Here is a 26,208-nt window from a genome sequence, read left to right on the forward strand (position 1 = left end):
GGCAGGCGTGGGTTCCATCATTGCGGTGCGGGTGGCGTCAGTTCTTGGCGACGGCCTGGGTCGGTGCGGGCGCCTGCGCGCCCATCGCGACGGCCTTGGCGTCCACCGGCATGCCGGGGAAGAACACCTTCTGCACGCCGCTGACGATCACGCGGTCGCCGGCGGCCAGGCCCTTCTCGACGATGCGCAGGCCGTCGGCCATGCGGCCGATCTGCACGTCGCGGCGCTGCGCCTTGCCTTCCTTGTCGACCACGTAGACGTACTTGCGGTCCTGGTCGGTCAGCACGGCCTTGTCGTCGACCAGCGCGGCCTTGAACTCGCCGCTGCCCAGCAGGCGCACGCGGGCGTACAGGCCGGGGGTGAAGACACGGTCGGCGTTGTCGAGTACGGCGCGGGCGCGGATGGTGCCCGTGCTGCGGTCGACCTGGTTGTCGAGGAAGTCGACCACGCCTGCATGCGGGAAGTCGGTTTCGTCGGCCAGCGCGACCTGCACCGGCACCTTGCCATCGCGTTCGCTCGGGCGTTCGCCGTTGCGCGCCATCTCGGCGTAACGCAGGAACGCGCGCTCGTCGGCGTCGAAGTGCACGTGCACCTTGTCCAGCGAGACCACCGTGGTCAGCACGCTGGCGGCATCGCCGGCGCTGACCAGGTTGCCGGCGGTGACCAATGCGCGGCCGGCACGGCCGTCGATCGGTGCGCGCACCTGGGTCCATTCCAGGTTGAGGCGGGCGCTTTCCACCGCGGCCTGCGCGGCCGCGACGTTCGCCTGCGCCTGATCGGCGTTGGCGCGGCGTTGTTCGTACTCCTCGGTGGACAGCGCCTGCAGGTCGGCCAGGCGCTTGGCGCGCGAGGCTTCGCTGCGGCCGAGTTCGGCCTGGGTGCGGGCGCGGGCCAACTCGGCCTGCGCGCGCGCCAGTTCGGCACGGTAGCTGCGGGCGTCGATGGTGAAGAGCACGTCGCCCTTCTTCACTTCCTGGCCTTCGGTGTAGGTGACGCGGTCGATGTAGCCGGAAACGCGCGGACGCAGGTCGACATGCTCGATGGCTTCGACGCGGCCGCTGAATTCGTCCCACTGGCTGACGGTCTTGACCGGCACGGCGGCGACGCTGACCTGCGGCGGGGGCGGCGCGCCGTTCTCGGCGGCCTGGCCGCTGCAGCCGGCCAGCACGGCGAGGGCGAGGGCACTGAAGGCCCCCAGCGCCAGCAGGCGTCGCGAACCCGAGGAGAAGGAGATGTTCGTGTTCATGGGTGGTGGTCTCGTGGGGGAGAGGTGGTAGGAAAGGAAGACTAGGTTGCAACCTGAAGCTTGCTTGAGGTCAAGCGGCGGATCGGCAGGTCATGGCGCGAGGACGAAGCAGGGCGGTATGGCGTGACAGTCAGGCCGAGGCGCGTCCGTTGCGCTTCGCGCCCGCGACCGCGAACAAAGCCTCTTCGAAATCGCAGGCCACGATGCGCTCCGGCGGCTGCGCATCCTTCGCGGTCCAGGTGACGATCGATTGCGAGCGCTTGTCGGTGCGTGTCAGCAGCGATACCGCGCTGCGCCCGACCGCCAGCGCATCCGGCCATTCGGCACAGGCGTTGACCGCGTTTTCAGGCGTGCACACCGGCTTGTCGACCGACAACAGCTGCACGCGCACGCCCAGTGCCTGCGCTTCTTCGTGCAGTACCTGCGCCAGCATCCGCATCGCCGCGCCGGTCACCGAGGCGTGGCCGTAACCGGACCATCCGCGCTCGGCGTAAGGGCCGCCGATCAGCACGTAGTTGGCGGTGTGTTGACCCTCGGCGAGCAGCGGCAGCAGATGGCGGGCGGCCGCCAGGTGCGGAATCAGGTCGGCTTCCAGCTTTTCGAGCAGGAAGCTCGCCGGACGGTCCAGCAGCCGGCCGCTCTGCAGCGGCGTGCCCATGCTGGCGAACACCGCGCGCAACGGGCGGCCGCGCTCGCGGACTTGTTCGGCCAGGCGCGCGGCATCGCGGTCGTCGAGGATGCACGGCGCATGCAGCAGGTCGAGCCCGGGTTCGTCGTCGAAGTGCTCGGCGAGCGCGCTCATGCGCGGGCCTTCGCGGCCCACCGCCAGCACGGGGCTGCCGGCTTCGAGCAGCGCGCCGACCACGCCGAAACCGACGTTGCCGCCTGCGCCGAGCACCAGCGCGCCAGGGGTCAGGCTGTCGCGGCTGAGGCTCATTGCGGGCTCCGCATGCGCAGCGGCATGACGCGCGCGCTGGTGCCGGTCGTCTTCACCCGCAGGCGCGAACGTTCGCCGTTGGCGAACGCGCGCGGCGCGGTGAACTCGCGGAACCCCATCGCCTTGCCGGCGAAGAGCGCGCGCGAAACCGGCCGACCCGTCGCGGGGGAGGGTGACGACGGGGCGGCCGATGCGCGGAAGACGCGGGCGACCAGACGCACGCTGGCGTCGAGCCAGCGCTGCGCGGCACGGAGAAGGGAACGGGGCATGCCGTGCAGTGTGGTGGCGCGCTGCGCATCGCCGATATCCGAATCCTGCTCGGCGCTTGCACGATCCTGCGCGGCCGCGACGAACGACTGGCAGCGGCCCAGGCGCAGCGGCGCCGCTTGATCGGACGCCGAGCCGTTCGTCGGACGGCGATGGGCAACTGTCCCGCTCATGGGATGAATACTCCCGCGACGGGGATAATCCCATCTGCCGAGGCCAGCCGGGCCAGACGGCGGCCAGCGCTAACGACGCCTCCCCGCTGCGAACGGGGCGCCACCACCGGACCGGCGACTTCCTGCCGGATCAGGTGCTTGGAGCGGCGAAACGCTTGATAGGACGGGGCCTCCTGAGAGGCGGTCGGGTGGTCCAGAATCTGGAAGAGGCGGGCGAGCAACATGGCGAGGGAACCCGTGCTGGGACGATGGGTGGCACGTTACGCCCCCAATGAGGACTTGATTAGTCCTGATTTAGGGGAATAATCATCCCGTCAGCGGGCTAATGCCCCGCATCCCCCTGGAGCCAGACCGATGAGCCACGACCTCAACGACACCCTGATCTTCGTCAAAGTGGTGGAGCAGGGCAGCTTCGTTGCCGCCGCCCAATCGCTGCGCCTGCCCAAGACCACGGTCAGCCGCAAAGTGCAGGAACTGGAGACGCGCCTGGGCGCGCAGCTGCTGCACCGGACCACGCGCAAGCTGGGCCTGACCGAAGCCGGCAACGTCTACTACGAACACTGCCAGCGCATCGCTCGCGAACTCAACGAAGCCGCGAGCGCCGTGAGCCAGTTGCATGCGGGTCCGCGCGGCTGGCTGCGCTTCACCGCGCCGTATTCGATCGGCATCGACAAGATCGCGCCGCTGCTGGGCGAGTTCCACGCGCAGTATCCTGAGATCCGCGTGGAGATGATCCTCGCCAACGACACGTTGGATCTGATCTCCGGCGAGATCGACGTGGCGTTGCGCATCGGCAACCTGCCCGATTCCAACCTGGTCGCGCGTCGCCTGAGCACGCTGCGCACGCAGGTCTACGCCAGCCCGAAATACCTGGCGCGCTACGGCGAACCGCTGCATCCGAACGACCTGCAGCACCACCGCGTGCTCGCCATGCAGAAGCACCGTCGCGGCAACGGCTTCGCGCTGACGCTGCGCGATGCGAACGGCGAGCAGGACTATCCGATCAATCCCATCCTGGTGGCCAACGATCCGGCCGCGCTGAAGGGCGCGCTGCTCTGCGGCGAAGGCCTGATGGTCGGCGCGGACGTGATGGTGAAGCCGTACCTGGAGCAGGGCCATCTGCAGCGCGTGCTGGCGGGCTGGACCGGGCCGGAATTCGAGTTCAACGCGGTGTTCCCGCGCGGGCATGTGCAGTCGCCGAAGGTGCGCGCGTTTGTCGACTTCCTGGTCGAGCGGATGAAGTTCGACGTCGACTACATGATGGAGCACTGCCCGGTGTACCTGAAGCAGCAGGCCGAGGCGCGTGCGGCAGCCGAAGCCACGCCGGAAGTGGAAGCCGAAGCGGCGGCCGTAGGGCGCAAGGTGCTGGCCGACGTGCTGAGCTGACGGGTTCGCCCGGCTAACGATTCCCGAACGCTTGTCCGTGCGCCCCCCGCTACCATGGGGGCGCACCGCCGGAGCTCGGCTGTCGTGCCAGGGACGGACCTTCGCACCACGTTCGCCACCAGAACCAGGAAGCCGCACGATGAAGAAGCTGATCGCCACCCCGATGGTGCTGTGGCTGGCGGCGTGTACGCCGTCGACGCCGGAACCCGCGCGTGCGCCTGTCGCGGCCGCTCCGACCGCCGCGTCCGCCGATACGTCGTCGCCCGCACCGGCTGCCGTCCCCGCAACGCAGGTCGCGGCCGTCGTCGACGATCCCTCTGCCGTGAACCAGTCCATCGACGAGGTGCTCGGCGACCACGTCCGCTACGAAACGGTGATCCGCCAGTTGCAACAATCGGTTGCTGCGCGCGATGCGCCTGCGGTGGCCGCGCTGGTCGACTATCCCTTCACCACGGTCCGCGATGGCGAGCCGCTGAAGGTCGCCGATGCCGAGGCCTTCGTGCGCGAGTACGACCGCATCGTCACGCCGGCCATCGCCGATGCGATCACGAAGCAGAAGTACTCGCAGCTGATGGTCAACTACAAGGGCGTGATGTTCGGCAACGGCGAAGCCTGGGTGAACGGCATCTGCCGCGACAACGCCTGCAAGGACGTCGACGTGCGGGTGGTGGCGTTGCAACCCGGTACCTGATGCGCGGGAAAAAGAAAAAGGCGGCCGAGGCCGCCTTTTTCGTTGCCGCAGGAAGGTCAGGTCATTCGACCGTGACTTCCACCCGGCGTGCTTCGTCGGCATTGCCGTCGCCGGTGGTCTGCGCCGGCTTGTCCAGCATGATGCGTTCGGCGGCCACGCCATTGACCACCAGCCACTGCTGGATCGCCTCCGCGCGCTGCTTGGCCAGGGCTTCGTTCGCGGCCAGGTCGCCGCTGGCGTCGTGGAAGCCAGACACCCGTGCGCGGGCATTCGGGTCGGCATGCAGCGTACCCAGCACGCCGGCCAGGCGCGCGCTGGTGTCGGCCGGCACCACGGCCGAGCTGGTGTCGAAGTACAACTTGGCCGCGTGGCCATCCACCACTTCGCTGGCCGCCATCGGTGCGGCGTGCGCCGCGACCTCCGTCGAGGTGGCGCTGCCCAGCCAGCCGTTCACCGGCAACACCGGCACCAGCAGCAGCGCGACGATGTTGATGATCTTGATGAGCGGATTGATCGCCGGACCGGCCGTGTCCTTGTAGGGATCGCCGACGGTGTCGCCGGTGACCGCGGCCTTGTGCGCTTCGCTGCCCTTGCCGCCGTGGTGGCCGTCCTCGATGTACTTCTTGGCGTTGTCCCACGCGCCGCCGCCGGTGGTCATCGAGATCGCGACGAACAGGCCGGTCACGATGGTGCCGATCAGCAGGCCGCCCAGCGCCTGCGGACCCAGCAGCAGGCCGACGACGATCGGCACGATCACCGGCAGCAGCGAAGGCACGATCATTTCCTTGATCGCCGACTTCGTCAGCATGTCCACGGCCTTGCTGTAGTCCGGCTTGGCGGTGCCCGCCATGATCCCCGGGATCTCGCGGAACTGCCGGCGCACTTCCTCCACCACGCTGCCCGCCGCGCGGCCGACGGCTTCCATCGCCATTGCACCGAACAGGTAGGGGATCAGGCCACCGATCAGCAGGCCGACGATCACCAGGTGGTTGGACAGGTCGAAGGTGAATACCGCACCGGGATTTTCCGTCTGCAGGTTGTGCGTGTAGTCGGCGAACAGCACCAGTGCCGCCAGCGCGGCCGACCCGATCGCATAGCCTTTGGTCACCGCCTTGGTGGTGTTGCCCACCGCATCCAGCGGATCGGTGATGTTGCGGATCTCCGGCGGCAGTTCGGCCATCTCGGCGATGCCGCCGGCGTTGTCGGTGATCGGGCCGTAGGCGTCCAGCGCCACGATCATGCCGGCCATCGACAGCATCGCGGTCGCGGCGATGGCGATGCCGTACAGGCCACCCAGTGCGTAGGCGCCGAGGATGGCCAGGCATACCGCCACCACCGGCCACGCGGTCGAACGCATCGACACACCGAGACCCGCGATGATGTTGGTGCCGTGGCCCGTCGTCGATGCCGCAGCGACGTGCTTGACCGGCGCGTACTGCGTGCCTGTGTAGTACTCGGTGATCCACACGATGATGCCGGTGAGCGCGAGGCCGACCAGGGCGCAGAAGTATAGGTTCATCGCCCCGTAGGACGAATCGGCCATCAGCTGCGTGGTGATCGGATAGAACGCGATCGCGGCCAGCACGGCCGACACGATCACGCCCTTGTACAGCGCGCCCATGATCGAGCCGCCCGCCTTCACCTTGACGAAGAAGGCGCCGATGATCGAGGCGATGATCGATACGCCGCCCAGCACCAGCGGATAGAGCACCGCGTGTTCGCCGGCCTGCGCCGCCATCAGGCTGCCCAGCAGCATCGTCGCGATGATGGTGACCGCGTAGGTCTCAAACAGGTCCGCCGCCATGCCGGCGCAGTCGCCCACGTTGTCGCCGACGTTGTCGGCGATCACCGCCGGGTTGCGCGGGTCGTCCTCGGGGATGCCGGCTTCCACCTTGCCCACCAGGTCCGCACCGACGTCCGCGCCCTTGGTGAAGATGCCGCCGCCCAGCCGCGCGAAGATCGAGATCAGCGACGAGCCGAACGCAAGGCCGACCAGCGCGTGCAACGCCTCGGCTTCCGTGTAGCCCATGTGCAGGTGGAGTACGGCGTAGTAGCCGACCACGCCTAGCAGGCCCAGGCCGACCACCAGCATGCCGGTGATGGCGCCCCCCTTGAAGGCCACGTCCATCGCCGCGCTCATGCCCTTGCTGGCGGCTTCAGCGGTGCGCACGTTGGCGCGCACCGAGACGTTCATGCCGATGTAGCCGGCCGCGCCCGACAGTACGGCGCCGACCAGGAAGCCGATGGCGCTGGGCCACGACAGGAAGAAACCGATCAGTGCGAACAGCACGATGCCGGCGATGCCGATGGTCGTGTACTGCCGGTTGAGATAAGCGCTGGCGCCTTCCTGCACGGCCGCTGCGATTTCCTGCATGCGGCTGTTGCCGGCGGGTTGTTTCAGGATCCAGCGCGCGGCTACCACGCCATAGATGATCGCCACGCCGGCGCAGATCAGCGCCAGCGTCAAACCGTGTTGTTCCAGCATGACCCCTCCCAAGGTTGATGGATGTCGTCCAGCGAAGCGCATGAACTTGCAACCCAATCCTGGTGGAGCCTGTTGAACGATTGAGCGCACTCGACCGCTGCGATGCCCTGCAGCACGAAACCCGTGTTCAGACAATTCCCTGGAGCTGGCCCGAGTATGACCGGATGGCGTGCACACCGCCATATGTGACGGATGGGTTCAGCCGCCCCATGCCAGCCTTGCGGTCCACGTCCCGTTTTGTTCCGGAGTCTCCATGCGTCCCAGTGTCGCAGCCCCGCTGCTTGCCGCCTGCCTGCTCGCATCCGCGGCCCACGCCGCCGATCCGGCGCCGGAGATCCAGCGTCCCGCTGCGAAGGCGCAGGCGACCGGCGTGGTGCACAGCCTGCGCCAGATTCCGGAAGCCTGTGCACGCCTGGAGGGCGCGTTCACCGGTGATGCGGCGCAGCCGTATCGCTACTCGCCTGTCCGCACCAGCCCGCAATGCCAGCCGCGCGCGCGCTTCGTCGATTTCGACAAGGCCAAGCCTTCGGTCGCCGCCGGCTGGAAACTCAATGACGTGATCCGCGTGCCGAATGCGTCGTGCCCGTCGCAGCAGGCCGTGGTGCGCGTGTGGCGCAAGCCGGGCAGCGCGGCCCCGCCTGCAGCCGATGGACAAGGCCAGTCGCGCATCTACCTGCAGGAAGCAAAGCAGCAGGCCGCGGGCGCGGCGCAGGCGGCTTCGCTGACGTTGTTCGCAGCGAAGCTGGACGTCGAAGGCAAGGCCTGCCGCTAGGGGTTGGTTTGCGTGCCCTGGTGGTAGTGCAGTTGCCAACCCAGGGCGGTGCGTCGCCATACCGACATGCGCAATGCGGCATGGACCTGTGCGCCGTCGCCGTCGGTACCGTGCGAGGCGAAGTGCAGCAACGCCACGTCGTCCGCGAGCCGTTCCAGACGATGGTCGTAGGCAACGACGTGCGGTAATGAAGAACGGTCGGAGAGGAAATCGATGACCGTCTGGCGTGTGTAGCGCGTGCCGCTGCGGCCGACTTCGTGAAAATCCGGGTGCAGCAGGCGCTCCAGCCGGGCGCGCGTGCAGGTTGCGCCGGGGTGGTGGAGTTCGGTTTCGAGGGCCGTCAGGTCGGCGAGAAGATCGTCCATCGCGCCATGCTAGCGCGATGGGACGCGGGTCATCAGGACGTGGCGCGCACGGCAGGGTTCCCAGCGTCCTTCTGCGCAAGGTATTGCCCGAATCGGTAACCGGCGCCCGCGATGGCGAGACCGACGGCGACGGCAAGCAGACCGACGAGCACTTTGCGGAACATGGCGTAATTCCTGTGACGTAGCGACGACGTCCACGCTAGCAGCGTCACCGTCGCTGTGACGGTGCCTGAAGTCACCCTGCCAGAAGCACTGCCCCGCGTTCGTCCAGCAGTGCGCGCAGCACCGACCGGTGGCAATGGGCCTCATCCTCGCAATAGCAACCCACCGAGAAATCGCTGCCGTGCGACAGCGCGGCCAACAGGTCCAGCATGCGCGCGGTGTCGGGTGCGGCCATCTCGGCGCGGTACTTTTTCACGAAGACCGCCCACGCCTTGGGCGTGGCGGCGTCCTGGGCTTCCTTCACCAGCTCGGCGCTTGGCGCGAGCGCGGGATACCAGACGTCGTACCAGTCCTGCGAGGCGAACTCGGATTTCGGTACGCCGCGCGGTGGTCGGCGCACCGTGCCGATACGCAGGCCTTCGTCCTTCGCGCGCGGGCTGCCGAGCCGGACGATGCGGATGCCCATCCGGCGGTCAGCCCTCCCAGGCCGGCAGCTTCTTCTTCACTGCGACGTTTTTCAGCGCGACGTATTTGGGCAGGCCGTCGGTGCCGTAAGGCGGATAGGCTTCGCCGCGGATCAGCGGTTGCAGATAGGCGCGCGCCTTGTCGGTGATGCCGTAGCCGTCCTTGCGGATGAAGTTGGGCGGGAACTTCTTCTCGTGGTTCGCTACCTTCGACAGCGGCGCGGCCTCGATCTTCCAGCGGAACGGCGCATCGGACGTGCGCACGATCACCGGCATCACCGCGTTCTGTCCCTTCAGGGCGAACTGCACGGCGGCCTTGCCGACGGCTTTCGCCTGTTCCCAATCGGTCTTCGAGGCGATGTGGCGCGCCGAACGCTGCAGGTAGTCGGGCAGGGTCCAGTGCACCTTCAGGCCCAGCTGATCCTTCACGCGCCCGGCCAGGTACGACGCAACGCCGCCCAGCTGGGTGTGGCCGAACGAATCCTTGCCGCCGCCGGCATCGGCGACGAAGCGCCCATCGGCGTGCTGGATGCCTTCGCTCGCGACCACGACGCACCAACCCACGCGGTCGACGACCTTCTTCACCTGCGCCAGGAACTGCGTCTCGTCGTAAGCACGTTCTGGGAACAGGATGATGTGCGGCGCCTCGTCCGGCGACTGCCCGGCCAGGCCGGCGGCCGCCGCCAGCCAGCCCGCATGGCGACCCATGGCCTCGTAGACGAACACCTTGGTGGAGGTTTCCGCCATCGCGGCCACGTCCAGCGCGGCTTCGCGCACGGAGACGGCCGTGTACTTCGCCGCCGAACCGAAGCCCGGGCAGGTGTCGGTGACGGCGAGGTCGTTGTCCACCGTCTTCGGCACGCCGATGCAGGTCAGCGGGTAGTCGAAGGCCTGGGCCAGCTGCGAGACCTTCCAGGCGGTGTCGGCGGAGTCGTTGCCGCCGTTGTAGAGGAAGTAGCGCACGTCGTGCGCTTTCAGCACGGCCAGCAGGCGCTCGTACTTGGCCCGGTCGGCCTCCAGGGATTTCAGCTTGACGCGGCAGCTGCCGAAGGCGCCGCCGGGTGTATGGGCCAGGGCGCGGATGGCCGCGGCCGACTCCTTGCTGGTGTCGATCAGCTCTTCGCGCAGGGCGCCGAGGATGCCGTTGCGCGCAGCCAAGACCTTGATTTTCCGGGCTCGCGCTTCGGTGATGACCGCCGAGGCCGACGCGTTGATGACGGCCGTGACGCCGCCGGACTGCGCATAAAGTAGGGTGCCAGACGCCATGTGGGGTTCGTTCCGGGGTGCGGGGATGCGGTAAGCTTCACACAGATGACGCGGTGCAGCGCGGCGCCCGGCGCCAGGCGCGACCCACCGCCCGCAGGATTCCAGTTTCGGGAGTTACAGCATGCGATTGGTTCTACTGGGCCCACCCGGGTCGGGCAAGGGCACTCAGGCAGCGCGCCTGAAGGACTACCTGCAGGTACCGCACATTTCCACCGGCGACCTGCTGCGCGCCGAAGTGGCCGCCGGCAGTCCGTTGGGCCTTCAAGCCAAGGAAGTGATGGCACGCGGCGAGCTGGTCAGCGACGACATCCTGCTCGGCATGCTGGAAGACCGGTTCTCCCGCGACGACACCAAGGCCGGCTTCATCCTCGACGGCTATCCGCGCAATCTGGTGCAGGCTGCCGCGCTTGGCCAGCTGCTGGCCAAGCTGGGGCAGAAGTTCGACTTCGCCGTGCAGCTGGAAGTGCCCACGGAACTGCTGGTGGAGCGCATCGCCGGCCGCGCCAAGGCCGAAGGCCGCGCCGACGACAATCCGGAATCGGTCCGCAAGCGCCTGCAGATCTATACCGATCAGACGGCGCCGGTCATCGATTTCTACCGCCAGCAGGGCGAATTGACCGTCGTCGACGGTGTCGGCTCGCTGGACGACGTCTTCACCCGGATCACCGAATCGATCGCGCCGGAGAAGGCCGTCGGCTGAGGTCGACGGCGTCGTTCGGACAAAAAAACGCCCCGGCTAGCCGGGGCGTTTTCGTTGGCGCATGCGTTGCCGGTCAGGGCGTCGTCGAGAGCGTCAAGCCGTACGCCTGCAGCAGCGGATTTAGCGGCTGGAAATAGCTAGTTGCCAGCTGCGCCTGCTTGCCCTTGCAGCTGTAGTTGCCGCCAGAGAGCACGCCCTGGCCCTGGCCGGCGGTGGTGATGAAGGAGCCACCCGAGTCGCCGCCCTCGGCGCAGACTTTCACCTGCGTCATGCCGTTGACGGTGCCGTCGGCGCCATAGCTGACCGAGACGTTCTTGGCTTCGATCACACCGCACTTCCAGCCCGTGGTGCGACCGGAGCGGCATACCGCCGCACCCACCGGCGCTTCGGCGCTGCCGCGCACCGCGACATCGCCCGAGCCATAACCGCTGACCGACGGCAGCAGGGTATGCGCCGCATCCACCTGCACCCAGGCGCGGTCGGTGTTGGGGAAGTTGGAGGCCTGGAACGTACCGATGCGGCTCAGCGAGCGCTTGACCAGCACGTTGGCGCCATCGCCGGCGTCGCCGCAGTGGCCCGCGGTGGCGAAACCCTTCGCGCCGTTGCGCGTGACCGAGAAGCCGACCGAGCAGTAGTACGCGCCGGTGGCGGTGGTGGAGAGGTACTCGCTGCCTCCCTGCAGCGTGGCCAGCGGGCGCGGCGCATCGGCCATGGACTGGAAACGGAGCGTGGAAGCATCCGCGCCGCTCGCGGCGATGAAATTGACCGCTGCCTGGTCGGCACCCGGGGCGACATTGACGGTCACACTGTTGGTCTTCACGTCGACGTACCAACCATAGACACCGGACGGCGCGCGACCGCCCTGCGCCAGCACGTCGTCCAGCCGCGCCTTGGCGTTGCCCAGTGCGTCGAGGTTATGGCGCACCTGCCGCACCTCGGCACCGGTGACCGAGCGCGCACCGGCGGACGTGGTGGCCACCACCCAGCGGAAATCGCCCGACGGGGAGCGCTCGATCCAACTGCCGGCGAAATTGCGGCCCTGGGCCTGCGCCGCGGTCCGTTCCTGCTGCGCATTGAGCCGCTCGACCTTCAGGTATTGGCCGAGTTGCTGCTCGGACAGGCCGAGGTCACGCTTCATCGCGGATTTCAGTGCGGCGTCGACGTCGGCGGCCATCGCCGGGCCGATGGCCAGTGCGAGGGTGGCGGCGAGGGCGAGCCGGGCCGAAGCGGGACGTACCAGGGAAACGATCTGACGCATGCCGGTGCTCCTGAAATGGATAGGGTGGCGCGGTCCGCACCGGTGGCTGCCTGGGGATGTCGCGGGGGCGCATCCTTGGGGTCGCGGAACCGCGCGCCGAACGTATCACTTCCCGCGCATGTGGATTGTGAGTTGAAGGCGCGGTCTGTAACGTCCGGTACGCGTTCACACCCGGAGCCCTTCCCGTGAAGAAGATCGCCTGCCTGCTGTTGGCTTGCCTGATGGTGTCGCCTGCCTGGGCAAAAAAAGATTTCTTGCGCACACAGGGCACACAGATCGTCGATGCCCGTGGCAAACCGGTGATCCTGCGCGGCATGGGCCTGGGCGGATGGATGCTCCAGGAAGGCTACATGCTGGACATCGACGGGGTCGGCACGCAGCGCAGCATCCACGCGCGCATCGCGGAGCTGATCGGGCCGGAGAAAGCCGATGCCTTTTATCAGGCATGGCGAGACAACCACACCACCAAGGCCGACATCGACGCGATGGGGCGCTGGGGCTTCAACTCCGTGCGCTTGCCGATGCACTACGCGCTGTACACGCTACCGGTGGATCAGGAGCCGGTGGCGGGACGGCAAACCTGGGTCGATGAAGGCTTCCGCCGCACCGACGAACTGCTGGCCTGGGCCAAGGCCAACGACCTGTACCTGATCCTCGATCTGCATGCCGCACCGGGCGGGCAAGGCAACGACAACAACATCGCCGACCGCGACCCCACGAAACCTTCGCTGTGGGACGACCCGCGCCACCAGGACAAGATGGTGGCGCTATGGAAGAAGCTGGCGCAGCGCTACAAGGACGAGCCGTACATCGCCGCCTACGACATCATCAACGAACCGAACTGGGGATTCGCCGACAAGGCCGATGCCAACGGTTGCAAGGAAAACCGCAACGCGCCGCTGAAGGACCTGCTGGTCCGCACCACGCGTGCGATCCGCGAGGTGGACACGCGCCACATCATCGTCATCGAGGGGAACTGTTGGGGCAACAACTACCGCGGGGTGCTCGACGACGGGCCGTGGGACGACAACCTGGTGATCAGCTTCCACAAATACTGGAACGTCACCACGCCCGACAGCATCGCGGACATGCTCGCGTTGCGCGACAAGCACCGCATGCCCCTGTGGTTGGGCGAGACTGGCGAGAATTCCAACGACTGGTTCGCGCGCACCGTGGCGCTGGTCGAAGGCGAGGGTATCGGCTGGGCGTGGTGGCCGCTGAAGAAGATTCGCTACAACAATCCGCTGCAGGTCGTGCCCAACGACGGCTACCGCACGGTGCTGGCGTACTGGAAGGGAGAGGGTCCGAAACCGTCGGCGGAAGTGGCAGAGGCCGCTCTGATGCGGTTCGCTTCCCACGATGTCCGCCATGAGAACAACGTCCAGCACCCCGACGTGATCGATGCGCTGTTCCGCGCGCCGCATTCGGACCAGGCGGTGCCGTTCAAGGCGCACACGATCGGCGAGGCAGGTGGCACGATCGCCGCCGTCGACTTCGACATGGGCCGCGACGGCGTGGCATACCACGACCTGACGCCGGCCAACCACCACATCTCCGACGGCGGCGAGCGGGTGGTGTGGAATCCGGCGATGACCTATCGCAACGACGGCGTCGATCTTGGCAAGGGCCCCGAGGGCCGCCTTCATGTCGCCGGTCTGCAAAAGGGAGAGTGGCTGAAGTACACCTTCGAGGTGCCCGCGGGCGGACGCTACCGGTTGGCCCTGGAGGGGCGTGGCGACGGCCGGGTGTCGCTGGTGCTCAATGGCGTGTCGGTCGAGGCGGTCGGCCGAGCACGCGGTTTCCGCGCGCTGGCGCTGGCGCCCGGCCGCAACACGCTGGTGGTGAAGGCCGAGGCGGGCAGCATCGACCTGGAAACGCTGCGCTTTTCCCGCTGAACCGCCATCACGCCCTCGTCGTGGAACGGGTGCCTAAGCGGGCGCGCTCGGCTAAAGTTCGCGGACTCATTCCGGAAGCGCAGTCTTGAAGATCCACATCCTCGGCATCGCCGGCACCTTCATGGGCGGCGTGGCCGCTCTGGCCCGCGAACTCGGCCATACCGTCGAAGGCAGCGACCAGGCCATCTACCCGCCCATGTCGACCCAGCTCGAGAAGCTCGGCATCGCGCTGGCGCAGGGTTACCAGCCGCAGAACATCGCGCCGGATTGCGACGAGATCGTGATCGGCAATGCCCTCTCGCGCGGCAACCAGGCGGTTGAAGCGGTACTGGACCAGGGCCGGCGCTACATCTCCGGCGCGCAATGGCTGTCCGAGCGCGTGCTGCCCGGGCGAGACACGCTCGCCGTGGCTGGCACGCATGGCAAGACCACCACCACGACCATCCTGACCTATCTGCTGGAAGCGGCCGGTCGTTCGCCGGGCTTCCTGGTCGGCGGCGTCGCCGAGGACTTCGGCGTGTCCGCGCGCATCGGCGGCGGCCGCGAATTCGTCGTCGAGGCGGACGAGTACGACACGGCGTTCTTCGACAAGCGCAGCAAGTTCGTCCACTACCGTCCGCTGGTCGCCATCCTCAACAATCTGGAGTACGACCACGCCGATATCTTCCCGGACGTGGCCGCGATCCAGCGCCAGTTCCACCACCTCGTGCGCACGGTGCCGCGCCGCGGTCGCCTGATCGTCAACGGCGAGGACGCGCGCTTGGCGGAGGTGCTGGCGATGGGGTGCTGGACGCCGGTCGAACGCTTCGGCTTCGACGCCTCGCTGGAATGGAGCGCGCGCTTGATCCGCGACGACGGCAGCGCATTCGCCGTGCGCCACAATGGCGTGGAGATCGGTGAAGTGCATTGGCCGATGCTGGGCCGGCACAACGTGCTCAACGGCCTAGCGGCACTGGCCGCGTGCAACGCCGTCGGCGTGGATATCGCCACGGTGCTGCCTTCGCTGGCGGCGTTCCGCAGCGTGAAGCGTCGGTTGGAAGTGATCGGCCAGCATGACGGCATCACGCTCTACGACGACTTCGCCCACCACCCCACCGCGATCCATGCGACGTTGGAAGGGTTGCGCGCACGCGTCGGCGCCGCGCGCATCGTGGTGGCGATGGAGCCGCGCAGCAATTCGATGCGCTCCGGTGCGCATGCCGATGCGCTGGCGCCCTCGCTCGACATCGCCGATGCGGTGGTGTTCCTGCACCGTCCGGAACTGGCGTGGGATGCGGCGAAGGTCGTCGCCGCCATCCGCGGCGATGCTCGTACCGTGCCGGACGCCGATGCGCTGATCGCGGCATTGCGCGAAATCGTACGCCCCGGCGACCACGTGGTCTTCATGTCGAATGGCGGGTTCGATGGTGCGCCGCGGCGGTTCCTGGCGGCGCTGGCTACCTGAGGAGCGCCTTCACGCATGTAGTCTTGGTTTCACCTCACAACCAGGCGAAATGAAAGGGGCATAGCTGCCTGTTGCAGCGCTATGGGATCGTTCACGGCGCTTGTGCATGGGGTTCGACTCCGCGGCATTGCGAGGCTTCTGGCTGCATGCGTCGGCGTACGGAATCGGCGCCCTGCTCGCTGGCCGGTTGGCTGAGGTCCCTACGTGGCAAGCAGCCGGATTCCGAATGACTAGAGTGGGCGCACGCGCGGCGATGCCGCGTCCTTCGTCCATTCCCAGGAGATGCTGCATGAACCGACTTGCCCAGGCCCTTGGACTCGCCCTCGCAACACTCGCGTGCACCGGTGCGGCGCACGCCGCCACCTACGTAGTGACCGCGAACAGCAACAGTTTCGACAACCAGCTCGCCGGCCGTATCGAGGCCGCCGGCGGCCGCATCGTGGCGCGCCTGCCGCAGATCGGCGTGGCGATCGTGGAATCCGACAACCCGGCGTTCGGCACGAATGCAGGCCGCATTCCCGCGGTGCGCTCGGCCGTCGCCGACGTCGCGATCCAGTACGACCTGCCGGCCGCGGCGGAAGAGGTCACCGCCGACTATGCGAACCCGCCCGCATCCGGCGACAACGACAGCTTCTTCGACTTCCAGTGGGGCCACGCGGCCATCGATGCAGCAGGTGCCTGGAACGCGGGTTACCGGGGGCGCGGCGCGACCGTCGCGGTGTTGGATTCCGGCGTGTACTGCGCGCACCTGGACATCATCCCCAACCTCAACACCGCCAAATCCGCATCGTTCGTGGCTGGCCAGACCTACTGCAACACCAGTGGCAGTACGCACGGCACGCACGTGATGGGCACCATCGGCGCAGCGGACAACGGCATCGGCACGATCGGCGTCGCACCCGAAGCGGAGCTGATCGCGGTGAAGGTGCTGGATCCGGTCACGGGCAGCGGCTCGTTCGCGGCCATCATCCAAGGCATTGTGCACGCCGCCGACGCCGGCGCGGACGTCATCAACATGAGCCTGGGCGTCAACGGCGGCCTGCCGGTGGGCGGCAGCGAAGTGGCGGAGCTCGTCAACGCGACCGCGCGCGCCGTGCGGTACGCCAACAAGCAGAATGCCACTGTGGTCGCGTCGGCCGGCAACGACGGTCGCGACCTGGACCATGACAGCGGCCGCGTCTGCGATACCGACGGCACGTGCACCACGGTGAACCTGCGCTCGTTCCCGGGCCAGCTGCCTGGCGTCATCACCGTCAGCGCCTTGGGTCCGTTGGCCTGGCTCAAGAATCCCACCGGCACCGACTTCGACATCCGCGCCAGCTACAGCAACTATGGACAGTCGGCGATCCATTTCGGCGCGCCGGGCGGCAACTACGATTATCCCGGCACCGAGAACTGCACGTTCAAGGGCATCGCGCGTCCGTGCTGGGTGTGGGACATGGTCTTCAGTACGACCTCGGGCACGGCGAGCTATGGCTGGTCCGCCGGCACCAGCATGGCCGCACCGCATGTTTCCGGCGTCGCGGCGCTGATCATCGGCAAGCATGGCGGCGAACTCTCGCCGGCGGCCGTGGAGCGCATCCTGCGCGCATCGGCGGACGATCTCGGCAAGCCGGGCAATGATCCGACGTTCGGTGCAGGGCGCGTGAACGCAAGCCGCGCCGTCACGCAGTGATGCGCTGAGTTCCGCGCAAGACGCGAGGGCCATGCCGGTGACGGCGTGGCCCTTCTTCTTCTGCTTCCCCGCGTGGAACATCGGCCATTAAACTGTCCGCATGCGATCACTGGAATCCCTTCCGCTGTTCCCGCTGCAGCAGGTGCTGCTGCCTGGTGCTGCTATGGACCTACGCGTCTTCGAGCGGCGCTATCTCGACCTGGTGCGGGATTGCGGCCGGTCGGGCGGCGGATTCGGTGTCTGCCTGATCCTGGAAGGAAGTGAGGTCGGTGCGCCGGCCACGCCGGCGGCCTATGGCACCGAGGCGATGATCGAGGACTTCGACATGGGGGCGGACGGTCTTCTGTCCCTGCGCGTGCGGGGACATCGTCGCTTCCACGTGCATCGCACTCGTGTGCGCGACAATGGCTTGGTGTTGGCCGATGTCGAGTGGCTGGCTGCCGATCACGATGAGGCGTTGCGACCCGAGCACGCGCTGCTGGGCACCTTGCTGCAGACCATGATGGAAAAGACCGGCACCGACATGAGCAAGCTGCCGTCGCGCATCTTCGAACATGCCGCCTGGGTCGGTTGGCGGCTCGCCCAGGTGTTGCCGATCACGCCGGAGCAGCGCGTCAGCGTGCTCCAGGAAGACGATCCCCACGCGCGCCTGCAACACCTGCTCAACTGGATCGATTGACCCGGCGCTCAGCGCGCTGCGTCGACATCGGTGGTGCAGATCCGCAGGACGGGCAGGCCGGAATCCGGATGTGGCGCGATGGCGTGATCCAGGTCCCTGGTGACCTGGCTGACCGCATCCAGCGCCGTGCGGGCTTCGCGCAGCGGCCGCCACAGGCGCACCAGGTTGAATGCGCGTTGCTGCTGCAACACCTGAGCGCTGCCGATCCACAGGGGCACATTGCCGGGCTGGAGGCGCGTATCCGCCGGCCACAGACGCAGCACGAAGACTTCGCCCGGCTGGTCGCCCGCGCGCACCATCAACAGGCTTTCTGCACGCGTGTCCAGCGTCGCGGGCAGCACGGGTTGTTCGTTGTCGGGCGAGTCGCTATCGAGCAGGTTCAGCGCTTCTTGCCAGCCCGCCTGCGACTGCTCGCGCCAGCCCTGCGCAGTGAGTGCGGCCTTCAGCGGCGCCAGCGGTCCGGCGACCTGGACGTCCAGCGGCCAGCGCTGTTCGTCGTCGAACTCGTTGCGACGCGCGGGCAGCGTCTGCCAGTCGCGCTGCCACCAGTCCTGCAGAGCCAGCGTGCGTTCGATCACCGGCGTCTGGAACTGCGCCAGCATGTGCTCCACGTTGCGCGGTGCATGCCAAAGGCCCGCGATCACGAAAGCGCCGTAGAACAGCCAGGCGATCGGTTTGATCCAGAACGAACGCACCATGCGGCGGCGGTAGGCGATGCCGAGCACCAGCAGCCACACGAGCCCGAACAGCATGCCGCCGATCACGTCGCTGAGCCAGTGCGCGCCCAGGTAGATGCGCGCAAACCCGATCAGCGCTACCACGATGCCCGACACCAGGTAGGGCCACACACGCGTGCGCCCCGGCAACTCGCGCGCGATCAGCACGGCGAAGAAGCCGAAGGTGATCGTCGACATCGTGACCGCGATCGAGGGGAAGCCGAAGCCGCTGCTGACCGAGGGCGGCTTCGGAATATCCACCGATGCGCCGAGCCATGCTGTCAGCGCCAGGCCGAACGCCAGCGCCGCCACCCAGTGGGCCGCGGCCATCCAGCGCTTGCGCCAGGCCAGGTAGGCCAGCACCAGCAGCGAGGCCGGCGCGAGCACCTGTTCGTCACCGAACGACGCGATCGCGGCGAGTGGGTAGTCCGCGAGGGGGTTGCGCAATGCGCGCATCAGGTCGTAGACCATCACGTCCATCGCCAGCGGTTCGCCGTGGCCGATGACGATCACCAGAAACGCGAACCACACCCAGACGATGGCCAGCAACAGGATCGCCAGCAGCGCCAGTGGCACGGATTCGCGACGACCCGGATCGAAGACCGCCGCGGTGTAGCGCCCCAGCACGGGATGCGCATGCGACCACGCCAGTGCGCGCGCCAGCAGCGCATCGGCGTGCGCCGCGAACCAGCGGTAGGTGTACAGCACCAGTGCCCAGGCGACCGCCAGCACGACGACCAGCAGGCCCAGCACTAGCGCCAGCCTGCCCGCGACGGCGGCGACGGCATCGTAGGCATGGCCCAGCACCCAGCCCGGCAGCAGGAAGGACACCGCCCAGGCCAAGCATGCTGCCGCGCTCGCCATGCCGTAGCGGCGCAGCGGCATCCGCGAGATGCCGGCGACCGCCGGCACGAAGGGACGGATCGGGCCGACGAAGCGCGCCACGAAGATGCTCTTCCATGCATTGCGGCGGAACAGCAGTTCGCCCCGGTCCAGCAATTGCGGGTAGCGACGGAACGGCCACACCGTACGCAACTGCTGGCCCCAGCGATGGCCGACCCAGTAACTGGTCGCATCGCCGATCAGGGCGCCCAGCATCGCGCAGGCTACGGCGTACGGGCCGGAGATTTCTCCCAGCCCGATCAGCACGCCCACCGCGAACAGCAGCGGCAGCGCCGGCACGATGGCGCCGAGGATGATCACCGCGTCGCAGAAGGCGATGGCGAAGATCACCAGCCCCGCGGCCACGGGATGCGCGCTGATCCAGGCCAGCAGGGAGTCGAACCAGGTGGAATCCATCGGCGGATTATAGGCGGCGGTCGCTGACCGGCACCCCCTCCCTTCGGACGGTAGAATGACCAGGTGGACTTGCGCTCGCCTTCCGAAATCGCTGCACTCAAGGCCGATAGCTTCGGGCGCATCTCGCTGATGCAGGGGCCGGATGGCCCATTCGTGCGCCGTGATCTCGCGCACGTGCCGCTGTGGCTCAGGCTGCCCGCCTGGTGGCTGGCGCGCCGCGAAGCGTTGGCGCTGCGCAAGGTCGCCGGCATGGCCGACGTGCCACAGCTGCGGGACTGGACCGGTCGCCGGCTCGACCGCAGCTACATGGAGGGCGCGGCGATGTACCAACGGCCGCCCCGCGGCGACCTTGCCTATTTCCGCGCCGCGCACCGGCTGCTCAAGCAGTTGCATCGCCGCGGCATCGCCCACAACGACCTGGCGAAGGAAGCGAACTGGCTGGTCCTGGAAGATGGCCGCCCGGCGATCATCGATTTCCAGCTCGCCACCCGCGGCCACCCGCGCTCGCGCTGGATGCGCCTGCTGGCGCGCCAGGACCTGCGCCATCTACTCAAGCACAAGCGCATGTACTGCGGCGCCTCGCTCACGCCTGTCGAGAAGCGCGTGCTCAAGCGCACCTCCTGGCTGCGCGATCTGTGGTTCCGCACTGGCAAGCCGGTGTATCGCTTCATCACCCGCAAGGTGTTGAAGTGGGAAGACAACGAAGGGCAGGGGCCGAAGCCGTGAGCGGATCCGCATCCACCCGATCTTTTCCTCGGAGCACGCTATGACCTCGCTGGCCGGCAAGACCCTCTTCATCACCGGCGCCTCGCGCGGCATCGGCCTGGCCATCGCGCTGCGTGCGGCGCGCGACGGCGCCAACGTGGCCATCGCCGCCAAGTCGTCGGTGCCCAATCCCAAACTGCCCGGCACCATCCACACCGCGGCCGAGGCGGTGAACGCGGCCGGTGGGCGCGGACTGGCGCTGAAGTGCGACATCCGCGAAGAGGACGAGGTGAAGGCCGCGATGGCCGCCACCGCCGATGCCTTCGGCGGCATCGACATCCTGGTCAACAACGCCAGCGCGATCTGGCTGGCCGGTGCGTTGGACACGCCGATGAAGCGCTTCGACCTGATGCAGCAGGTGAACGCGCGCGGCAGCTTCCTGTGCGCGCAGGCCGCGCTTCCTTACCTCAAGCAGGCGGCCAATCCGCATATCCTGACGCTGGCGCCGACGCCATCGCTGGATCCGAAATGGTGGGCGCCGCACACCGGCTACACGCTGGCGAAGATGGGCATGAGCTTCGTGACGCTGGGCCTGGCCGGCGAATTCGGTCCGCAGGGCATTGCCGTCAACGCATTGTGGCCGCGCACCATCATCGCCACCGACGCGCTGAACATGATCCCGGGCGTGGAAATCCCGCGCTGCCGCACGCCACAGATTGTGGCCGATGCCGCGCACGCCGTGCTGGTGCGCGAGGCGCGCGGTTTCCACGGGAACTTCCTGATTGACGAAGAGGTACTGCGCGGGACCGGCATCACCGATTTCTCGGGCTATGCCGTCGATGCCTCGCAGCCGCTGCTGCCCGACCTGTTCGTCGACCCCTGACGCACCCATCTCTCTTCTCCCCACCCGGAGCCACGATGATGTCGTCCGCCGAACTTCCTGCACGCCAGGCATTGGCCTTCATCCGCATCGCACTGGCCACGCTGCTCTTCGTCCATGGCGTGGCACGCGTGTGGGCCGACGGAGTGACGCCCTTCGGCGGTTTCCTGGAGGGACAGGGAATTCCGTTCGGGCTTGCGATCGCGTGGTTCGTCACGGCATTCGAGCTCGTCGCTGCGCCCGTATTCGCGGCAGGTCGATGGGTCACCGCCATCGCGCTGGTGTTCGCTGCGATCTATGCGTGCGGTATCTGGCTGGTGCATGCGCCGGCAGGCTGGTTCGTCGTCGGGCTGGGGCGCAACGGTGCCGAGTACAGTGTGCTGATTCTGGTCTGTCTGCTGGCCAACGCGTGGGCACACCGCCCGCGCGCCTCCCCTACGAAATGAGATCGCGATGAAATACCTGCACGCCATGATCCGCGTCCACGACCTGGACGCCACCGGCCGTTTCCTCACCGAAGGCCTGGGCCTGGCCGAAACCCGCCGCATGGAAAGCCCGCAGGGCCGCTTCACGCTGGTGTACTTCGGTGCACCGGCCAACCCCGAGGCCGAGGTCGAACTGACCTACAACTGGCCACCGGAAGACGGTGCGCCAGCCGAGGATTACGGCAGCGCACGCAACTTCGGCCACCTGGCATTCGAAGTGGACGACATCTACGCCCTCTGCACGCACTTGCAGTCGCAGGGCATCACCATCAACCGCCCGCCGCGCGACGGCCGCATGGCTTTCGTGCGCACGCCGGACCTGATCTCGATCGAGTTGCTGCAGAAGGGTGCGGCATTGCCGCCGCAGGAGCCTTGGCTTTCGATGGCGAATACGGGAAGCTGGTAAGGCATTCGAACAAGGAGCACCGCTGATGAACCTCGCCCTGATCGTGATCGACGTGCAACGTGGCCTGTTCGAGCCGGCGCCGGCCGACGCCGACGCCGTCATCGAGCGCATCAACGCGCTGTCGGCGAAGGCGAGGCAGGCAGGCGCGCCGGTGATCTTCGTGCAGCACGAGCGGGCCGACGACCTGGCACCCGAGTCCGAAGGCTGGGCGCTGCATCCTGCGCTGGCGGTGGAGCAGGGCGACCACCGCCTCCGCAAGGCCACGCCGGATTCCTTCCTGCGCACGGGCCTGGACGAAGTGCTGTCGTTCTGCGGCGTGGAGGCCGTGGTGCTCTGCGGCTACGCCACCGAATTCTGCGTGGACACCACCACGCGCAGCGCCGCGGCGCACGGCTACCACGTGCTGTTGGCGTCGGATGCGCACACGACCCACGACAAGCCGCACGCGGATGCCGGCCGGATCCGCGAACACCACAACGCCACGCTGCCGGCCATCCGCAGTTTCGGCGTCGGCATCCGCGCAGTGCCGGCCGCCGAGATCGCCTTCGCCGCCTGAGGCCCGTGCTGCGGCGCCCGCTGGCGCCGCTTCCCCGATCGGCGACAATACGCCGCCATCTCCGCTGCCGAACCGCCGCCATGAGCGCCACGACATCCGCCGACCTGCTGGCCAACGGCCAGCGCTACTACCTGCCGGTGTACCGCCCGCGCGAGGTCATCCTGGAGCGCGGCCAGGGCGCACGCGTCTGGGACAGCGAGGGCCGGGAATACTTGGACCTCTCCGCCGGCATCGCGGTCTGCGGATTGGGACACAACGACCCCGACCTGGTCGCCGCACTCACCGAACAGGCCGGCAAGCTCTGGCATACCAGCAACGTGTTCTACAGCGAGCCGCCGCTGCGCCTGGCCGAGGAACTCGTCACCGCCTCACGGTTCGCCGAGCGGGTGTTCCTGTGCAACTCCGGCGCGGAAGCCAACGAAGCGGCGATCAAGCTGGTGCGCAAGTGGGCGGCCTCGCAGGGCCGGCCCTCCGACCAGCGCGTGATCGTGACCTTCCGGGGCAGCTTCCATGGCCGCACGCTGGCCACCGTGACCGCGACCGCGCAGCCGAAATACCAGGAAGGCTACGAGCCGTTGCCCGGCGGCTTCCGCTATGTCGACTTCAACGACCTGACCCAGCTCGAGATCGCGATGTCCTGCGGCGATGTGGCCGCGGTGATGCTGGAGCCGGTACAGGGCGAGGGCGGCGTGATGCCGGCCGCGCCGAGCTTCCTCAGCGCGGTGCGCGCGCTGTGCGACCACTACGGCGCATTGCTGGTGCTGGACGAGATCCAGGCCGGCATGGGCCGTACCGGCACGTTATTCGCGCATTGGCAGGACGGCGTGGTGCCTGACATCGTCACCCTGGCGAAGGCGCTGGGCGGCGGCTTTCCGGTTGGCGCGATGCTGGCCGGCCCGAAGGTCGCGCAGGCGATGCAGTTCGGCGCGCACGGCACCACGTTCGGCGGCAATCCGCTGGCCGCGGCGGTGGCGCGCGTGGCGCTGCGCAAACTGGCATCCACGCAGATCGCCAACAACGTGGCGCGCCAGTCGGCAGCGCTGCGCAAGGGACTCGATGCGATCAACGCCGAACTCGGCTTGTTCGCGCAGGTACGCGGCCGTGGCCTGATGCTGGGCGCCGTGCTCAACACGAAGTACGCGGGCCGTGCAGGCGAAGTGCTGGATCTCGCCGCCGCACAGGGCCTGCTCATGCTGCAGGCCGGGCCTGACGTGCTGCGCTTCGTGCCGGCGCTGAACATCACCGACGAAGAAGTGGGTGAAGGACTGAAACGCCTGCACGCCGCGCTCAGGGCGTTCGCGACGGCGAGCTGAGCGATCCGGGAGCGTCCTGGCGGAGACGAAGGCGGGCGGTGCTGCCGTCCGCGTTGCCTTCGAATCGCAGGTCGATGGTGTGCCGTTCGCACAGCCGTCGCACGATCGACAGGCCGAGCCCGAAGCCGGTGCTGTCCTGGCCTTTCATGAAGGGCGCGAAATCGCCCTCGCGGACCGCGTGTCCGGGATTGCTGATGCAGAGGGTGTCGCCGTCGGCCACGATGACGACGTCGCCTTCGCGGGTGTGCGCGAACGCATTCCCGATCAGGTTGGCCAACAGCACCTGCAGCACGGGTACCGTCAGCGTGCTGGTGAGATCCGCGGGTACCTCGACCGCCACCTGTACGTGCTTGCCTTCCAGTAGGGGCGACTGCTCCACCACGACGCGCTCCAGCACCGGGAGCACACGCGTGACCGGTGTCGACGCCGTTGGCGGCGCGGGCTGTTCGCGCGCCAGCGCAAGCAGCAGGGCGACGGTTTGCTCCAGGTGCGAGGCGGACTGCCCGATATGTTCGACGCTGGCGCGCGCGTCGACACTCAGCGTCGTGTCGGCGGAAAGGCGCTCGCTGGCGGCACGGATCACGGTCAGTGGCGTGCGCAGTTCGTGGCTCGCGTCGCGGGTGAATTCGCGTTCGCGATCGATGAAGGCGCGGACGCGGGCGATCAGGTCGTCCAGGCGACGTGCGAGGAGCCCGACCTCATCGTCGGGGAAGCCGGCAGCGAAGTGCGGCGGCAGTCGCTCCGGCGTCGCTTCGCCGACGGCGTCCGCCAATCGCGAGAGTGGTGCCGTCGTCCGTCGCGCCAGCCAACCGCCGAGGAGCAGCGCAAGCGCCACGGCGATGGCGCCGGTCCAGGCCAGTAGCTGCAGCATCTCCCCACGCATCGGCCGCACCGCGAGCAGGCCGCTGACTTCGGCGACCAGCCAGGCCCGCGTGGCCGGCGCGGGTGGATCCAGCGCAAGCAGGTGGTAGTGGCGTCCGTCCGCGCCGGCGAACTCCCTTCGCGCGGGTTCCTCGCGCAACACGCGGCCGATCCCGTCGGGAAGATCATCGCGCCGCTCGACCACGCTCATGAAGCCGTTGCGCGGCGGAGACCAGCGTCCGTGCGCGGCGTAGTGATCCCGTTGCGTCGCGGCCTCGCGCTCGAGCAGCGTGTCGAACAGCTGGTCCTCGACCGTGTAGACGAAGAGCAGCGTGTAAAGACCGAACAGCGCGGCCAGGACCAGCGTGAACGCCGCGAACACCAGCATCATGCGGTTGCGTAGTCGCCGGCGTGGCACGAGCGATGCGCTCATGCGTCGGCTTCCAGCCGGAATCCCACGCCATGCACGGTTTTCAGCATCGGCGTGGCAAACGGCTTGTCCAGCGCCTGACGGAGCAGGTAGAGATGCGTGCGCAGCGGATCCGACTCCGGCGGCGCATCACCCCATAGGCGCTGGATCAATTCGCTGCGCGTCAAAGTCCGTGGCCACGCCTCGGCCAGGGCGAGCAAGATCTGGTACGCCGTCTGGTGCAGGTCGAGCGGGAGCTCGTGTCGTGTTGCCAGTGCGTGCCGACGATCGATGCGCAGCGTGCCGATCCGCACGACGTGAGTCTCGCCACTGCGGTGTCGCTGCGTGAGCGCCTGGCAGCGGGCGATCAGCTCCGCGCCCGCGAACGGCTTGACCAGATAGTCGTCGGCGCCGGCACGGAAGCCTTGCAGCTTGTCCTCCAACGCGTCGCGTGCGGTCAGCATCAGTACCGGGACGTGGCGATCGGCCTGCGCTCGCAGGCGCTCGCACAGGCGCAGGCCATCGAGTGCGGGCAAGCCCACGTCGAGCACCAGCACGTCGGGCGGCGCGTCGAGCGCCATCTGCAATCCGCTGAGGCCATCCGAAGCGAACTCGACGGTCATGCCGGCATCGGTGAAGAGGTGTTGCAACTGCACCCGCAGCGGCGCGTTGTCTTCGATCACCAGGATGCGGGTCGCAGGTGCCGTCATCGT

General features: G+C 67.9%; 26 protein-coding genes and 1 pseudogene. 14 read left to right on the forward strand and 13 right to left on the reverse strand.

The window, feature by feature from the left end:
• Positions 1-37: 37 nt before the first annotated feature.
• The 3 genes from BM365_RS13460 to BM365_RS13470 form a co-directional block, all read right to left on the reverse strand.
• Positions 38-1,246 (reverse strand): efflux RND transporter periplasmic adaptor subunit, encoded by a 1,209-nt coding sequence (locus BM365_RS13460; protein WP_093490050.1) that lies wholly within the window; start codon positions 1,244-1,246, stop codon positions 38-40.
• Between the two features lie 130 nt (positions 1,247-1,376).
• Positions 1,377-2,183 carry an SDR family NAD(P)-dependent oxidoreductase gene (locus BM365_RS13465; protein WP_093490051.1) on the reverse strand — a complete coding sequence of 269 codons (807 nt, stop codon included), beginning with the start codon at positions 2,181-2,183 and terminating at the stop codon, positions 1,377-1,379.
• Entirely contained in the window at positions 2,180-2,623 is a 444-nt protein-coding gene (locus tag BM365_RS13470) for a hypothetical protein (RefSeq protein ID WP_093490052.1), read from the reverse strand. The genes BM365_RS13465 and BM365_RS13470 overlap by 4 nt, the downstream gene beginning before the upstream one ends.
• A 354-nt stretch (positions 2,624-2,977) precedes the next feature.
• Between BM365_RS13470 and BM365_RS13480 the strand changes: the two genes are divergently transcribed.
• Positions 2,978-4,009, forward strand: a complete 1,032-nt coding sequence (locus tag BM365_RS13480; protein ID WP_093490054.1) for a LysR family transcriptional regulator — start codon at positions 2,978-2,980, stop codon at positions 4,007-4,009.
• 139 nt (positions 4,010-4,148) lie between these two features.
• Entirely contained in the window at positions 4,149-4,700 is a 552-nt protein-coding gene (locus BM365_RS13485; protein ID WP_093490055.1) for a hypothetical protein, read from the forward strand.
• Positions 4,701-4,761: 61 nt separating this feature from the next.
• Here BM365_RS13485 and BM365_RS18200 read toward each other — a convergent pair whose 3' ends face one another.
• Positions 4,762-5,097, reverse strand: a complete 336-nt coding sequence (locus BM365_RS18200) for an OmpA family protein (protein ID WP_233210873.1) — start codon at positions 5,095-5,097, stop codon at positions 4,762-4,764.
• A 60-nt stretch (positions 5,098-5,157) separates the two neighbouring features.
• Positions 5,158-7,185: pseudogene (locus BM365_RS13490) on the reverse strand (sodium-translocating pyrophosphatase); the annotation flags it as partial.
• A gap of 253 nt (positions 7,186-7,438) precedes the next feature.
• Here BM365_RS13490 and BM365_RS13495 point away from each other — a divergent pair.
• Positions 7,439-7,957, forward strand: a complete 519-nt coding sequence (locus BM365_RS13495) for a hypothetical protein (RefSeq protein ID WP_093490057.1) — start codon at positions 7,439-7,441, stop codon at positions 7,955-7,957.
• On the opposite strand, the gene BM365_RS13500 is transcribed toward BM365_RS13495, so the two are convergent.
• From BM365_RS13500 to BM365_RS13510, 4 genes are all read right to left on the reverse strand, one after another.
• On the reverse strand, positions 7,954-8,322 hold the full coding sequence (locus BM365_RS13500; RefSeq protein WP_093490058.1) for a nuclear transport factor 2 family protein: 369 nt from the start codon (positions 8,320-8,322) through the stop codon (positions 7,954-7,956). The two genes, BM365_RS13495 and BM365_RS13500, sit on opposite strands and share 4 nt — an antisense overlap.
• A 32-nt stretch (positions 8,323-8,354) precedes the next feature.
• Positions 8,355-8,486, reverse strand: a complete 132-nt coding sequence (locus BM365_RS18265; protein WP_255412325.1) for a hypothetical protein — start codon at positions 8,484-8,486, stop codon at positions 8,355-8,357.
• Between the two features lie 71 nt (positions 8,487-8,557).
• A complete protein-coding gene (locus tag BM365_RS13505; protein WP_093490059.1) occupies positions 8,558-8,950 on the reverse strand; it encodes a DUF488 domain-containing protein in 393 nt (130 codons plus the stop codon).
• A gap of 7 nt (positions 8,951-8,957) precedes the next feature.
• Entirely contained in the window at positions 8,958-10,214 is a 1,257-nt protein-coding gene (locus BM365_RS13510; RefSeq protein ID WP_093490060.1) for a 6-phosphofructokinase, read from the reverse strand.
• Positions 10,215-10,335: 121 nt separating this feature from the next.
• On the opposite strand from BM365_RS13510, the gene BM365_RS13515 reads away from it, so the two are divergent.
• A complete protein-coding gene (locus tag BM365_RS13515; RefSeq protein ID WP_093490061.1) occupies positions 10,336-10,914 on the forward strand; it encodes an adenylate kinase in 579 nt (192 codons plus the stop codon).
• 73 nt (positions 10,915-10,987) lie between these two features.
• Here the strand turns inward: BM365_RS13515 and BM365_RS13520 are convergent, their stop codons facing one another.
• Entirely contained in the window at positions 10,988-12,172 is a 1,185-nt protein-coding gene (locus BM365_RS13520) for a S1 family peptidase (RefSeq protein WP_093490062.1), read from the reverse strand.
• A 185-nt stretch (positions 12,173-12,357) separates the two neighbouring features.
• Between BM365_RS13520 and BM365_RS13525 the strand changes: the two genes are divergently transcribed.
• From BM365_RS13525 to BM365_RS13540, 4 genes are all read left to right on the forward strand, one after another.
• A complete protein-coding gene (locus BM365_RS13525) occupies positions 12,358-14,067 on the forward strand; it encodes a cellulase family glycosylhydrolase (RefSeq protein ID WP_199186236.1) in 1,710 nt (569 codons plus the stop codon).
• Between the two features lie 85 nt (positions 14,068-14,152).
• Complete coding sequence (gene mpl, locus BM365_RS13530; protein WP_255412326.1) at positions 14,153-15,511, forward strand: UDP-N-acetylmuramate:L-alanyl-gamma-D-glutamyl-meso-diaminopimelate ligase; 1,359 nt, start codon at positions 14,153-14,155, stop codon at positions 15,509-15,511.
• Between the two features lie 289 nt (positions 15,512-15,800).
• Complete coding sequence (locus BM365_RS13535) at positions 15,801-17,186, forward strand: S8 family serine peptidase (protein ID WP_093490063.1); 1,386 nt, start codon at positions 15,801-15,803, stop codon at positions 17,184-17,186.
• 100 nt (positions 17,187-17,286) lie between these two features.
• Positions 17,287-17,865 (forward strand): LON peptidase substrate-binding domain-containing protein, encoded by a 579-nt coding sequence (locus BM365_RS13540; protein WP_093490064.1) that lies wholly within the window; start codon positions 17,287-17,289, stop codon positions 17,863-17,865.
• Positions 17,866-17,873: 8 nt separating this feature from the next.
• On the opposite strand, the gene BM365_RS13545 is transcribed toward BM365_RS13540, so the two are convergent.
• The gene (locus BM365_RS13545) at positions 17,874-19,880 is read right to left on the reverse strand and encodes a bifunctional DedA family/phosphatase PAP2 family protein (protein WP_093490065.1); all 2,007 of its coding nucleotides are present in this window, start codon (positions 19,878-19,880) and stop codon (positions 17,874-17,876) included.
• A 129-nt stretch (positions 19,881-20,009) separates the two neighbouring features.
• Between BM365_RS13545 and BM365_RS13550 the strand changes: the two genes are divergently transcribed.
• The 6 genes from BM365_RS13550 (at position 20,010) to BM365_RS13575 (ending at position 24,225) form a co-directional block, all read left to right on the forward strand.
• The gene (locus BM365_RS13550; protein WP_233210874.1) at positions 20,010-20,606 is read left to right on the forward strand and encodes a phosphotransferase; all 597 of its coding nucleotides are present in this window, start codon (positions 20,010-20,012) and stop codon (positions 20,604-20,606) included.
• Between the two features lie 40 nt (positions 20,607-20,646).
• On the forward strand, positions 20,647-21,468 hold the full coding sequence (locus tag BM365_RS13555; protein ID WP_093490066.1) for an SDR family oxidoreductase: 822 nt from the start codon (positions 20,647-20,649) through the stop codon (positions 21,466-21,468).
• A 35-nt stretch (positions 21,469-21,503) separates the two neighbouring features.
• Positions 21,504-21,911, forward strand: coding sequence for a DoxX family protein (locus BM365_RS13560; RefSeq protein ID WP_093490067.1), 408 nt, complete (start codon positions 21,504-21,506; stop codon positions 21,909-21,911).
• Positions 21,912-21,918: 7 nt separating this feature from the next.
• A complete protein-coding gene (locus BM365_RS13565; protein WP_093490068.1) occupies positions 21,919-22,356 on the forward strand; it encodes a VOC family protein in 438 nt (145 codons plus the stop codon).
• Between the two features lie 25 nt (positions 22,357-22,381).
• Complete coding sequence (locus tag BM365_RS13570; protein ID WP_093490069.1) at positions 22,382-22,912, forward strand: cysteine hydrolase family protein; 531 nt, start codon at positions 22,382-22,384, stop codon at positions 22,910-22,912.
• Between the two features lie 80 nt (positions 22,913-22,992).
• Positions 22,993-24,225, forward strand: a complete 1,233-nt coding sequence (locus BM365_RS13575) for an acetylornithine transaminase (protein ID WP_093490070.1) — start codon at positions 22,993-22,995, stop codon at positions 24,223-24,225.
• On the opposite strand, the gene BM365_RS13580 is transcribed toward BM365_RS13575, so the two are convergent.
• Positions 24,200-25,519: a sensor histidine kinase gene (locus tag BM365_RS13580; protein ID WP_093490071.1), complete on the reverse strand. Its 1,320-nt coding sequence runs from the start codon at positions 25,517-25,519 to the stop codon at positions 24,200-24,202. The two genes, BM365_RS13575 and BM365_RS13580, sit on opposite strands and share 26 nt — an antisense overlap.
• Positions 25,516-26,205: a response regulator transcription factor gene (locus BM365_RS13585; RefSeq protein ID WP_093490072.1), complete on the reverse strand. Its 690-nt coding sequence runs from the start codon at positions 26,203-26,205 to the stop codon at positions 25,516-25,518. Before BM365_RS13585 ends, BM365_RS13580 begins: the two co-directional genes overlap by 4 nt.
• Positions 26,206-26,208: the final 3 nt, after the last annotated feature.

Source organism: Pseudoxanthomonas sp. YR558 (genome assembly GCF_900116385.1).
GTDB lineage: Bacteria > Pseudomonadota > Gammaproteobacteria > Xanthomonadales > Xanthomonadaceae > Pseudoxanthomonas_A.